Here is a 12388-nt window from a genome sequence, read left to right as displayed (position 1 = left end):
CGTAAAAACTACATCTTCAGTACCGTCAAATACGGCGATAAATGCATGACCTGCGCGCCGGTAATGTTGGCAAGGCTCCGGATCACGGCACCGGTATCGCCGAGTTTGTAATTGCCGGTGATGCGGGTCACAGCCAGCTTGCCGCCAGCCAGATAGATGATGCCCGGATGATAGCGGTCGAGTTCGGCGATCACTTCGGCCAGCGGCCGGTCCTGAAAAATCAGCCGCCCTTGCAGCCAGGCGAAAGCGGGGCCGTTATCGGCATCGCTGCGTTTTTCGACGCCGTGCGCGGAAATGGCGGCCTGCTGGTCGGCGGTCAGCCGCAGCGTAGCGCCGGTGCCAGCGGCACAGGCGACGATGCCGCTTTCGACCGCAACGAGCGTATCGCCACCGGCGCGCACCGTGAAGCGGGTGCCGACGACGCGGACCGTCGCAGCCTCCGCGGTAACAATGAACGGCCGCGCACTGTCCGGCTTGACCTCGAAATAAGCCTCGCCATGCAGAATCCGGATGCCGCGTCGTTCGCCGTCGAAGTCGGAGACTAGGGCGGTATCAGTGTTCAGTGTTACCGCTGAGCCATCCGCCAGCATGATGCGGCGCTGCTCGCCAGCCACGGTTACATAATCGGCGCGCCAGCGGTCGAGCAGGCCGCCGGCATGAAGCCCCCATCCCATCGTCAATAACAGACAGGCGGCCGCCGCCCACAGCCGCAGCGGTGTTCGCCGCACCGGCAACGGTATCACCGCATAATGCGCCAACGCGGCATCCAAGGCCGGCGCTTGCCACAACTCGATCACCTGCGCATAGGCTTCGGCATGTTCGGGACAGGCGTCGCGCCAGGCGGCGAAAGCCCTCCGCACCTCCGGCCCGGCCTTGCTGTCCTGCAGGCGCGCGAACCAGGTCAGCGCTTCATCCAGTACGGCGGCTGACTCTGGGGCAGGATCGGGTAGGGAGTTCAAGGTAATCGAAACGAGTCAGGAAAATGGCAAGCCGGGATTTTATCAAGATAAGACGTTTGAAACGAGCCGATGCGCACATGAGCAGACGAACCGAAACGCCGACGCGCGGCATCCGCCCTAGCCCCCTCCGCTTTGCGCCACCAATAGATGTGCCAGCGCCGCGCGCACATTTTTTTCGACCGCGCTGCGCGAAAGACCGAAATGCCTGGCGATGCGTTCGTAAGTCCACTGATGGTATTTGTGCAGCAGCAGAATTTGCCGCCGGCGTTCGCTCAAACCTTCCAGGGCTCGGATCATCAACTGCACCTGCTGTTGATTTTCCAACGTCTGCTCCGGTGTCGGCACGGACGAAGGCAGCCGCTCCCAAATACTGTCAACGCAATCTTCGCCGTCGTCGTCGACGGCCTGCCGATGTTTTTGCTTGCGCAGATGATCGAGCGCCAGATTTCTGCCGACCTGAAACAGGAACGGCCTGGGCGCGGCGATGTCCTGATTTTGCACCGCTTGGGTAAAACGCAGATACGCTTCGTGAGCCAGATCCTCTGCGGTTTCCGGACAGCCAACAATACGGAAAATGACCGCGGTCAGCGATTCGCGGTGATCCAGAAACAATGCGTCGGCGTTCAAGAAATGCTATCCGTGATGTTGGCGAGATATTCCGCCGGCATTCATCAGTTAGGTCCGGCGCGCATTTTGCGTGCAAAATGCGCGCCGCCTACGGGTTTTCCGGTTTCCGCGGGGTCCACCCACCTTGGCGAACAAAATTGTGTCATTTGCCGCAATGGATCTGGGTGATATGACTCAGCCGTTTCGTTTGGCATACTCAATGACTTTTTGCGTCGAGGAGTCGCTGACAAACAAGGTTACGCCTTCTTCGAAGAAGCACGGACGGATAAAAATTTTCCTGAACCGGGTAGGTATTTGCCGCTCTGAAACGTCTTAATAGCGTCAGCAAAACCTAAATGTTGATCCGGTTTTTTACCTACGTTTTAGCAACGAGACCTCATCATGAGACAACCAATCACCGGCGAACCGAAGCGTTCGCTTTCTATTCCAGGGCTCGCCCGCCAAAGGACAAGCGCCTTGGTGGCCCTGGCCTGGGCGTCCTTGTGCCTGTTTGCCGCTCCGACGACCGTGGCGGCTCCTGTTCCCGCGCTCTCGGTGCAGGACATGGAAGCGCCCAGCCCCGTACAGAGCAGCCAGGCGCATCTGTCGGCAGGCAGCGGCGGCAAGTTGATTTTGAGTTGGGTCGAGCCCGGTAAAAAATCAAGAAAAACCCTCAAATTTGCGCTTTACGACGGCAAAGCCTGGACAGCGCCGCGCGACGTCGTCAGCCTGCCCGCCATTTATGATCTGCCGAAAGTGATAGAGCTCGACGACGGCGCATTCGGCGCGGTGTGGGGCACCTTGGCCGAATCCAAAAAGCAGACGAGTAATGAAGTCTATGTCGCGCATTCGGCGGACGGCGGTCTGACCTGGAGCCAACCGGTCAAGGCCAACAGCGACCGCAAGGTAAAAACCGCCCGCTACAATGCGAATATCGCACCGCTGCCCGAAGGCAGGATGGCGGTATTCTGGTCGGATGCACGGCACCGCAAAAAAGACCGGGGCACGCAGTATCTAATGGGCGCGGTGATGGAGACCAAGGGGCAGGTCGAGCACGATTTCGCGGTCGATGACGACATTTGCTCCTGCTGCCAATTGCTGCCGATCCGCTATAAGGATCAGCTTTACGTGACCTACCGCGATCGGCTGCCCGGCGAAGTGCGCGACATTGCAGTGCTGCCCTGGCCCGGCATCCAGATAGCCAAACCGGTACGCGTGCATCCGGATAACTGGGTGCTGGACGGCTGTCCCGGACAAAACGTCGGCGCCGCCGCTTCCGCGAACCGGCTCGGCGTCGCCTGGTTTACCGCGGCGGGCGGCAAAGGCAAGGTGCAGGCGGCCTTTGCTGGCGACCCCGGCAAAAGCTTCAGTGCGCCGATCGATGTCGACCCTAAGCATCAGCCGCAGGGCGAAGTCAAGATGGCGATGATCGATGACGATCATGCGCTGGTGCAGTGGATTCGCACCACGCCCGAGGGTCCCTCGCTGCAAGCCGCGCTGGTATCGGCCTCAGGACAGGTGCTTGCGGAACGCGAACTGAGCAAGCCCAACTGGGAAACGGGCTTCGAATGGCCGAATCTGCCGACCTTGGCAGAGGCCGGCGGCAATGCCTATTTTTCCTGGCTGGACACGCAGGCCAAACGCATTCGGCTGCTTAAAATAGGGCTCTAAGATGACCGTAAAAATGCAATCGTTCGTCTGCATGCTGCTGTTTATTCTCAGCATGATTTTGATTTGTGCAACCGCCAAACCGGCCGCTGCCGGGACATCCTTACGCGCTTTTGAAACCGACAGCCTCGAAAAGATTCAGGTCGCTTATGCCGGCCGGCCTTTCCTGCTGGTCTTGTGGTCGCTCGATTGTCCGCCCTGCCGCAAGGAACTGGATTTGCTCGGCAAGATCAAGAAGCGGCATCCCGATTTACATCTGGTGTTGATTTCCACCGACCCGGCCGAGCTTTCCGGACAAATCTCCTCTGTATTGGTGAAGTATCGCCTCGCCATCACCGACGCCTGGGTGTTTTCGCAGACCAGCGCGGAACGCCTGCGTTATATGATCGATCCGGCTTGGTACGGCGAAATGCCACGCAGTTACTTCTATGACCCACAGCACAACCGGGTCGGCGTCAGCGGCGCATTGAATGCGCAACAAATCGAAACCTGGCTGACGTCATTCAGAATCGCGCCGCCTCGAAAAACCGGCGGCTAAGGAATGGGTTTAAAATAATTGCCCTATCATAGGCCTATCAAACTTTAAAAACCTGGCAGGTCTATGTCGTCTGAACCGAACCCCCGGCTAAACCCGTTCGTATCGTTTTATCAAAGTAGCAAGGACATCTAGGGCCGGTGTTGCAAACCCCGATCTGTCAAGCCGCCAAGGTCTAACGATTACGTAGACAGCAGTTGGGATTACCAACACTAGGCATTTCATGCCCATGAAATCACCTCTAATAGGCGAAAAGCATTACTGCTCAATTCGATCTTGTCGGTCAGCACATAGCTGCCGGCTAATTCGGAGAAAAACATCCGGGTGATGGTCTGGTCGGGATGGGTAAACACCGCCTCCCGATTTTGCTGCTGCAACTGAATCGGTATCGCGCCGTTGCCGCGCATGTCGTTGTCGTTCGCACCCAGAGTCAGATCGATCGTACCCTTGTCGCCCCGCCAGCTCAGCGTGCTGAAAACTTGATTCGCCTCGGCCGGCGAAAAGTTGCGCCAGTAAGGTAGCCTCGATGAAGCGTCAGCGGAATCGAGGTTATCGAAACCGGCAAGTTACAATTGTCCAACGGAAGCCATCGAAGTCTCAACCAGAAACGACAGGGAGATTTTTTAAGGCATGCGGCTTCGTTTATCCTCGATTCCGCAAGCTCCATCGAGGCTACTTGCTGAAAACTTGATTCGCCTCGGCCGGCGAAAAGTTGCGCCAGCCTTGCTCGGCGAAGTGATGCAGGTCGATGAAACAGCCGAAGGTGGCGTTATTCCAGCCGCTGGTCAATTCCTCCGAATGCCAGTCCCAGGAACCGCCGTACGCCTCGAACTGATGCTTCGGCGCCGAGAAACCGGTCTTGGTCTTCATGGAAATGGCCCCACCCAGGCTATTCAAGCCGTACAACGGATTGGAGCCCGGATACAGTTCCATCGTATCGATTGCGCCGCGCGGAATCAGATCCCAGTTGACCGAATCCCCGAACGGCTCGTTGACGCGGACGCCGTTCACGTAGGTCGAAAAGACCTTGCGGCAAGCCGAGCAAAGGGGAAGCGACGAAGCCGCAGTAATAAATATCCGGCTGCAGCGGATTATTTTGCGCTTCATTGACATGAGCTAGGTCGTCAGTAGCGGACGCCATCGATACAGCTTTCACAATTCAAGCTTGTGTCCGTTGGGCAAAGGCGGCCGGCAAGAGGCAACCAATTTTCGAATGCCGCCTTTGGCGATTGTAAAAGATTTCTATGTACTCGATCTTAATGTGTGGGCAGCCGCGGTCATATTGGCTAATGACGGTTTAACATCTTGCCACTGACGTGTTTTCAAACCGCAATCCGGATTAACCCATAACTTGTCGGGTTCAATTCTTTCTCCAGCTATTTTCAGCAAAGCAATCATGTCTTGGGTTGTCGGCACATTTGGGCTGTGTATGTCGTAGACGCCAGGCCCTATTTCGTTCGGGTAATTAAAATCGATGAAAGCATCCAATAGTTCCATGTTGGAACGGGAGGTTTCGATGGTAATCACGTCGGCATCCAACTCGGCGATGGCGGTAATGATGTCGTTGAACTCGGAATAGCACATATGGGTGTGGATTTGCGTGCTGTCCTTCACCCCGCTGGAACAAATGCGGAAAGCGCGTACCGCCCAATCCAGGTAATCGTGCCATCGCGATTGCCGTGGCGGTAAGCCTTCTCTGAACGCCGCCTCATCGATTTGAATGACCGGGATGCCGGCATGTTCCAAATCGGTCACTTCGTCACGCAATGCCAATGCCAATTGATACGCCGTAGTTGCGCGCGGCTGATCGTCACGCACAAACGACCAGTTCAGCAGGGTTACCGGCCCGGTCAGCATGCCTTTCATCGGTTTGGCCGTCAGCGATTGGGCATACCGGCTCCAGCGGATCGTCATCGGTGTCGGCCGGCTCACGTCGCCATAGATGATCGGTGGTTTGACGCAACGGGAGCCGTAGGATTGCACCCAGCCGTTGGCGGTGAATAAAAAACCGTCCAGTTGTTCGCCGAAATATTCAACCATGTCGTTGCGTTCCGCTTCGCCATGTACCAGCACATCGAGCCCCAGATCTTCCTGTTCCCTGACGCAGAATTCAATCGTTTGTTCCATTTGCCTGATATAGTCGGCCTCGCTAATCAATCCACGTTTGAAGTCAGCACGGGCTTTGCGGATTTCAGGCGTTTGCGGAAAAGATCCGATGGTCGTGGTCGGATAAGCGGGCAGATTGAGTTTGGCCCGCTGCTGCTCCTGGCGCACAGGAAAGGGATTTTGGCGTTGCGTCAGCGAGTCGTTAATCGTCGAGAGCCTTGTTTGCACTGCCGGATTATGAGTCAAACCGGACTCCCGGCGTGCACGGATTGCCGCCGCTGAAGCGGCCAACTCCGGTTCGGCTGCTTCCGGTTCTTCTATAGCCAGGCGTAAAACTTCCAACTCGGTGAGTTTTTGCCGCGCGAACGCCAGCCAGGACTTGATGGTCGGTTCTAAATCTTTTTCGAGTTCCAGATCAATGGGCACATGCAGCAAGGAACAGGACGGTGCCAGCCAAAGCTCGCCTTTAAAGCGTTCCCGTACCACGCTGACGGTTGCCAGTGCGGCGTTTAAATCGGTGCGCCAGATATTGCGGCCATCGATGAGGCCTAATGACAATATTTTATGATTAGGGAAGTTGTCTAAAACGGCCGTCAATTGTTCCGGCGCTCTGACCAAGTCGACATGCAGTCCGGCAACCGGCAGCTTGCAAGTCAATGAGGCATGTTCGCCCAGTTCGCCGAAATAAGTGGCAAGCAGGATTTTAACCGGGCAACTTTGCAGCCGATTGTAGACGAGCTCAAATGCGTTTCGCCAGGCATTAGGCAAATCCAATACCAGAATCGGTTCATCGATTTGCACCCATTCCACGTCCTGGTAGGCCAAGCGCTGAAGAATGTTGCTATAAGCCGGCAGCAAGCGCTCCAATAAATCGAGCTTATTGAAGTCGCCGGTCGTTTTCGCCAGCCATAACCAAGTTAACGGTCCCAGTAAAACCGGTTTCGGCTGATAGCCTAGCACTTGCAGTTCGCGCGTTTCATCGAATAATTTTGTGCTGGACAGTTCAAATTGCTGATCCGCTGCCACCTCAGGCACCAGATAATGATAATTGGTGTCGAACCATTTGGTCATTTCGCAAGCTCGAAAGGGAACGCCATCGTTGGCACGGCCGCGCGCCATTCTGAAATAGGTATCCAGGTTGATGGATGATCCGAATCGTTCCGGAATAACGCCGAGCATAATACTGGTATCCAGAACCTGATCGTAGTAAGAAAAATCCCCGACCGGAATCAGATCCAGTCCGCTGTTGGCTTGCAGTTTCCAGTGACGTTGGCGAAGTTCGGCCGCCGTCGCGTGTAAAATGCTGTGATCGATTTCGCCGCGCCAATAGCGTTCCAGAGCAAATTTGAGTTCGCGATTTTCGCCCAGACGCGGAAATCCCAGGTTATGCGTTTTAGTCATCAATACGGCTCCACAATGTGATTATTAACAAAAACGACATTGTAGCGCTTGTGTAATATGTTAAATATTGATAGTTTCTCACGCTTTTATGAGGAAATTTCATCAATATGGAGCTGATCCATTTTCGTATTCTGTTAGCACTTAAACGATGCGGCACCTTGAGTGCGGCTGCCGAGTCGCTGCATTTAACGCAATCGGCCTTATCGCACCAGATGAAAAACCTGGAGCAGCGTTTAGGCATCGTTCTTTGGCGCAAACAAGGACGCACCTTGGTGCTGACCCAGGCGGGGCATTATCTTTCCGAGGTCGCCGAATCGGTCATTGCGACCGTGGCTTCCGCCGAACAGCACCTGACTCTGCTGGCCGCAGGAAAGACCGGAAAATTGATTATCGGCATCGACTGCCACGCCTGCTACGAATGGTTTCGCACCATTCTCCAGCCTTATCTGCAAGCCTGGCCGGATTTGGCTGTCGAAGTTACCTCTCGCTACCGGTTTAATTCGTTCGAGGCTATCCAGCAATACAAGCTGGACGCGGTGTTGACGTCCGACCCGGTGTTTAACGGTGTGCTGCATTACCAGTCGTTATTTGATTTTGAGTTGGTGTTGATTGTTTCCAGGCAACACCGGTTGGCCGGTCGTCAATTCATCGAGCCGTCCGAGTTACAGCAAGAGACCATTCTGACTTACCCCGTCGAACGCGAGCGTCTGGATATGTTCAGGAAAGTCCTGCAACCCGCCGGCATTGAACCGCTTGCGCATGTCACCGTGGAAGAAACCGATATTATGTTGCAACTGGCAGCCAGCCAGCGCGGCGTTTGCCTGCTGCCGGAATGGCTGCTGGCCGATAAACTTAAAAATCCGGATGTGGTCAGCCTAAGGTTTAACAACTTGCCGCTCACTAAAACCATGTATCTGGCAACCCGTCACGAAGACGTGCAATTGGAATATATTCAGTGGTTGATTGCGCATGCGCAGTCGAAGGGGTGATTGCGCTTTAACTTCACCCCAGGCCGCATCCTTGCGGCCTGGGGTGAACGGGCTTAATCCCAGCTGAGTGCGCCCCCCGTTTGATACTCTGTTACCCGCGATTCAAAAAAGTTTTTCTCTTTCTTGAGATCGATCATTTCGCTCATCCACGGAAACGGGTTGGCCGCGCCCGGATACAGCGCGTCCAAGCCTATTTGTTGACAGCGGCGGTTGGCGATAAAACGCAGGTATTCCTTGAACATGCCGGCATTCAGGCCGAGTACGCCGCGCGGCATGGTGTCTTCGGCATAACGGTATTCGAGTTCCACGGCCTGTCGTATCAGCGCCTTGATTTCATCGCGAAATTCGCCGGTCCACAGCGGCGGATTTTCGAGTTTGATGGTATTGATCAGATCGACGCCGAAATTGCAGTGTAGAGATTCGTCGCGCAGGATATATTGATACTGTTCCGCCGCCCCTTGCATCTTGTTCTGCCGCCCTAGCGCCAGAATCTGCACGAAACCCACGTAGAAAAACAAGCCTTCCATGATGCAAGCAAACACGATCAGCGAGCGCAATAATTGCTGATCCGAGGCTAAGGTGCCGGTTTTGAAGGCGGGATCGGTCAAGGTATTGATGAACGGAATCAGAAAATTATCCTTATCGCGGATGCTGGGAATTTCCCGATAGGCATTGAATATTTCGCTCTCATCCAGGCCCAGGCTCTCGACGACATATTGGTAGGCATGGGTATGGATGGCTTCTTCAAAGGCTTGCCGTAGCAGGTATTGACGGCATTCCGGGGCGGTGATGTGGCGATAAGTCCCCAGCACAATGTTGTTGGCCGCCAATGAATCCGCGGTGGTAAAAAAACCGAGGTTGCGCTTGACGATCAGGCGCTCGTCTTCGGTCAACGCCGTGCAGTCTTTCCATTGAGCAATATCGCGGCTCATCGGGACTTCCTGAGGCATCCAGTGATTGGCGCAGCCCGCCAGGTATTTATCCCAAGCCCAATGGTATTTGAACGGCACCAGTTGATTCACGTCGGTTTGGCCGTTGATCACGCGCTTGTCGTGGGCATTGATGCGGCCGGATGCAGACGGCGGGTTGGCCGAAGGCCGTTCCAAAACCGGCGTTGAGACGGGTTTGAGCGTGTCCGGCATTTCTTCGGTAACAATATCTTCTTCGAATAATAACATGGTATTTCCTTGTAAACTTTAAATGGCGTGTACGCAAAGGTTATTGGCAGGCTTCGCAGGTCGTATCTTCAATCGAACATTGCTTGGGTGCAGGGATGACGGATGCAACCGCATTGAGCCCACCGCCGGCCCCGGTTGATTTCTCGGCCGAGGTCGCTCCAAGCGAGCGCAGGTAATAGGTGGTTTTCAGACCGCATCGCCATGCCAGCAGGTAGGTGTCGTGCAGCTTTTTGCCGGAAGGAATGGCGAAGTAGAGATTCAACGATTGCGCCTGGTCTATCCATTTTTGCCGCCGCGCTGCCGCCTCCACCAGCCAGGCCGGATCGATCTCGAAAGCCGTGGCAAAGAGCGCTTTGAGTTCGGCAGGGATTCGGTCTATTTTGGCTAGCGAGCCGTCGTAATATTTGAGGTCGGCGACCATCACCTCATCCCATAAATCCAGCGCCTTGAGCGCATTGACCAATGCCTCGCTGACGACGGTGAATTCACCGGATAAATTGGATTTCACATACAGGTTTTGATAGTCCGGTTCGATGCTCGCGGAAACGCCGACAATATTGGCAATCGTGGCCGTCGGCGCAATCGCTACGCAATTCGAGTTGCGCATTCCGTGTTGCTGAATGCGGGCTCTTAAGGATTCCCAATCTAAGGTGCTGCTGCGATCGACCTCCACCTGGCCGCCACGCGCTTCACTCAACAGGTTCAGCGTATCCAGCGGCAAAATACCCTGATCCCACAAACTGCCCTTAAAGCTGGAATACGGACCGCGCTCCTCCGCCAACCGGCTCGATGCCGAGTACGCGTGGTAACACACCGCTTCCATCGAGTGATCGGCGAATTCGACCGCATCCATTGAGGCGTAAGGGATGGCCAGTGCATGCAGGCAATCCTGAAAGCCCATGATGCCCAAACCCACCGGCCGGTGGCGGAGATTCGAATTTCTGGCACTCCCTACCGCGTAGAAATTGATGTCGATCACATTGTCCAGCATGCGCATCGCGGTAGTAATGGTGGCTTTTAGCTTGGCTTGATCCAGCGCCAATGTTCCGTTTTCTTCTTTTAGATGCGCGAGCAAATTCACCGAACCCAAATTGCACACCGCGATTTCAGTCGCGGAGGTATTCAGCGTAATTTCGGTGCACAAGTTGGAGCTGTGCACGACGCCGACATGCTGTTGCGTCGAGCGCAGATTGCAGGCGTCCTTGAAGGTAATCCAGGGATGGCCAGTTTCAAACAGCATCGACAGCATTTTGCGCCACAGTTGCAGGGCCGGGACGCGCTTGAATAATTTGATTTCGCCGAGATCCGCGCGGCGCTCGTATTCGTGGTAAGCCGCGGCAAAGGCATGCCCGTACTTGTCGTGTAAATCCGGCACATCCGAGGGCGAGAACAAGGTCCACTCGGCGTTGTCGCTGATCCGCTGGATGAACAGATCGGGAATCCAGTGCGCGGTGTTCATGTCGTGCGTGCGGCGGCGGTCGTCGCCGGTGTTTTTGCGTAAATCCAGAAATTCTTCGATATCCAGATGCCAGGTTTCCAGGTAGCCGCAGACCGCGCCCTTGCGCTTGCCGCCCTGATTGACCGCCACGGCGGTATCGTTGGCGACTTTCAGGAAGGGAATCACGCCCTGGCTCTTGCCGTTGGTGCCTTTGATGCGCGAGCCCAAGGCGCGCACCGGCGTCCAGTCGTTGCCTATGCCGCCGGCATATTTCTGCAACAACGCATTTTCTTTGATCGCCTGATAGATACCGTCGAGGTCATCATCGACGGTACTGAGATAGCAGGATGAAAGCTGCGCATGCACCGTGCCGCTATTGAACAACGTCGGCGTGGAACTCATGAAATCGAAGCCTGACAACACCTGATAAAACTCGATGGCACGGGCTTCGCGCTCGATCTCGTTAATCGCCAGCCCCATCGCCACGCGCATGAAGAAGATTTGCGGCAGCTCGATACGCCGCTCCTCGATATGTAAAAAATAGCGGTCATAGAGGGTTTGCAGGCCGAGATAGCCGAATTTGAAATCGCGGTCCGCCACCAATGCTTGACCCAATCGGGTCAAGTCGAACTGCGCCAAACGCTTATCCAGCAAGCCGGTTTCGACACCCAACTTGATGTAGCGTGGAAAATACTCGGCATAACCGGATTGCATCGCGCCATGATCGACGCTTTCGCCCAACACTTCGGATCGAATCAGATCCAACAGCAAACGCGCGGTGACATAGTTGTATGCCGGTTCACGCTCAATCAGGCTGCGGGCGGAAAGGATCAAGGCGCGGCGCACTTCGTTAAACGAAATGCCGTCATAACAATCACGCACGGCTTGCTCGACCACGAGCTTCGGACTGACGTCTGCGCCTAAATCCCGGCAAGCTTCCATCACCATTTCGGTCAGTTTGACGACATCTAATGGCTGCCTGTTGCCATTAACCGTGATATGCAATGGTGCTGCGTCGTGTGTCCGGCTGGCCCGCTCGGCGGCATGTTTTTCCCGGTATAGGACATAGGCTTTTGCGACGTCGTGCTCCCCTGAGCGCATTAAAGCCAATTCGACCTGGTCCTGAATGTCCTCAATATGCACCGAGCCGCCGGAAGGCAAGCGGCGCATCAGTGCGGTTATAACCGTCTGGGTCAGCACAGTGACTTGTTCGCGCATTCGGCTGGATAGCGTGGTATGGCCATGCTCGACCGCCAAAAATGCCTTGCTGATGGCAATGGAGATTTTTCCCGGGTTAAACGGGACGGCCTCGCCATTGCGTCGAATCACTTGTAATACGGGTAAATTCGATGAAGGCTGTTTCGCATTTGAAAATACACCCGATGGTGTAGGGATTACGGTATCGTACATGGATAGCTCCTTAAGAGTAGGAGCGGGAATGACTGGAAAGACGCGACAGTCCGGCAACCCTTTGCATCCCGACAAGTTTGGAAACTTATCGATAAAGC

9 protein-coding genes and 1 pseudogene are annotated in these 12388 nt (G+C 55.2%); 3 read left to right on the top strand and 7 right to left on the bottom strand.

All coding sequences use genetic code 11. From position 1 onward, the window contains the following. Positions 1-8 precede the first annotated feature (8 nt). Both U2W12_RS08645 and U2W12_RS08640 read right to left on the bottom strand, forming a co-directional pair. A complete protein-coding gene (locus U2W12_RS08645) occupies positions 9-959 on the bottom strand; it encodes a FecR family protein (protein WP_326500274.1) in 951 nt (316 codons plus the stop codon). 117 nt (positions 960-1076) lie between these two features. Then, the gene (locus U2W12_RS08640) at positions 1077-1586 is read right to left on the bottom strand and encodes a sigma-70 family RNA polymerase sigma factor (RefSeq protein ID WP_326500273.1); all 510 of its coding nucleotides are present in this window, start codon (positions 1584-1586) and stop codon (positions 1077-1079) included. 381 nt (positions 1587-1967) lie between these two features. Between U2W12_RS08640 and U2W12_RS08635 the strand changes: the two genes are divergently transcribed. Both U2W12_RS08635 and U2W12_RS08630 read left to right on the top strand, forming a co-directional pair. Continuing rightward, positions 1968-3236, top strand: a complete 1269-nt coding sequence (locus U2W12_RS08635; RefSeq protein WP_326500272.1) for a sialidase family protein — start codon at positions 1968-1970, stop codon at positions 3234-3236. Between the two features lies 1 nt (position 3237). Next, the gene (locus tag U2W12_RS08630; protein WP_326500271.1) at positions 3238-3771 is read left to right on the top strand and encodes a hypothetical protein; all 534 of its coding nucleotides are present in this window, start codon (positions 3238-3240) and stop codon (positions 3769-3771) included. Between the two features lie 218 nt (positions 3772-3989). On the opposite strand, the gene U2W12_RS08625 is transcribed toward U2W12_RS08630, so the two are convergent. From U2W12_RS08625 to metE, 3 genes and pseudogenes are all read right to left on the bottom strand, one after another. Next, positions 3990-4175, bottom strand: coding sequence for a hypothetical protein (locus U2W12_RS08625; RefSeq protein ID WP_326500270.1), 186 nt, complete (start codon positions 4173-4175; stop codon positions 3990-3992). A gap of 274 nt (positions 4176-4449) precedes the next feature. Beyond that, positions 4450-4882: pseudogene (locus U2W12_RS08620) on the bottom strand (Plug domain-containing protein); the annotation flags it as partial. Positions 4883-5010: 128 nt separating this feature from the next. After that, positions 5011-7275 (bottom strand): 5-methyltetrahydropteroyltriglutamate--homocysteine S-methyltransferase, encoded by a 2265-nt coding sequence (metE, locus tag U2W12_RS08615; RefSeq protein ID WP_326500269.1) that lies wholly within the window; start codon positions 7273-7275, stop codon positions 5011-5013. Positions 7276-7382: 107 nt separating this feature from the next. Between metE and U2W12_RS08610 the strand changes: the two genes are divergently transcribed. Then, complete coding sequence (locus U2W12_RS08610) at positions 7383-8264, top strand: LysR family transcriptional regulator (protein WP_326500268.1); 882 nt, start codon at positions 7383-7385, stop codon at positions 8262-8264. Positions 8265-8317: 53 nt separating this feature from the next. On the opposite strand, the gene U2W12_RS08605 is transcribed toward U2W12_RS08610, so the two are convergent. Next, a complete protein-coding gene (locus tag U2W12_RS08605) occupies positions 8318-9442 on the bottom strand; it encodes a ribonucleotide-diphosphate reductase subunit beta (protein WP_326500267.1) in 1125 nt (374 codons plus the stop codon). Between the two features lie 40 nt (positions 9443-9482). Then, positions 9483-12290: a ribonucleoside-diphosphate reductase subunit alpha gene (locus U2W12_RS08600; protein WP_326500266.1), complete on the bottom strand. Its 2808-nt coding sequence runs from the start codon at positions 12288-12290 to the stop codon at positions 9483-9485. Positions 12291-12388 lie beyond the last annotated feature (98 nt).

The sequence above is a fragment of the Methylomicrobium sp. Wu6 genome (assembly GCF_035916875.1).
Lineage (GTDB): Bacteria > Pseudomonadota > Gammaproteobacteria > Methylococcales > Methylomonadaceae > Methylomicrobium.
Note: the sequence above shows the minus strand (reverse complement) of the source record. Positions and strands in the feature narration are given on the sequence as shown.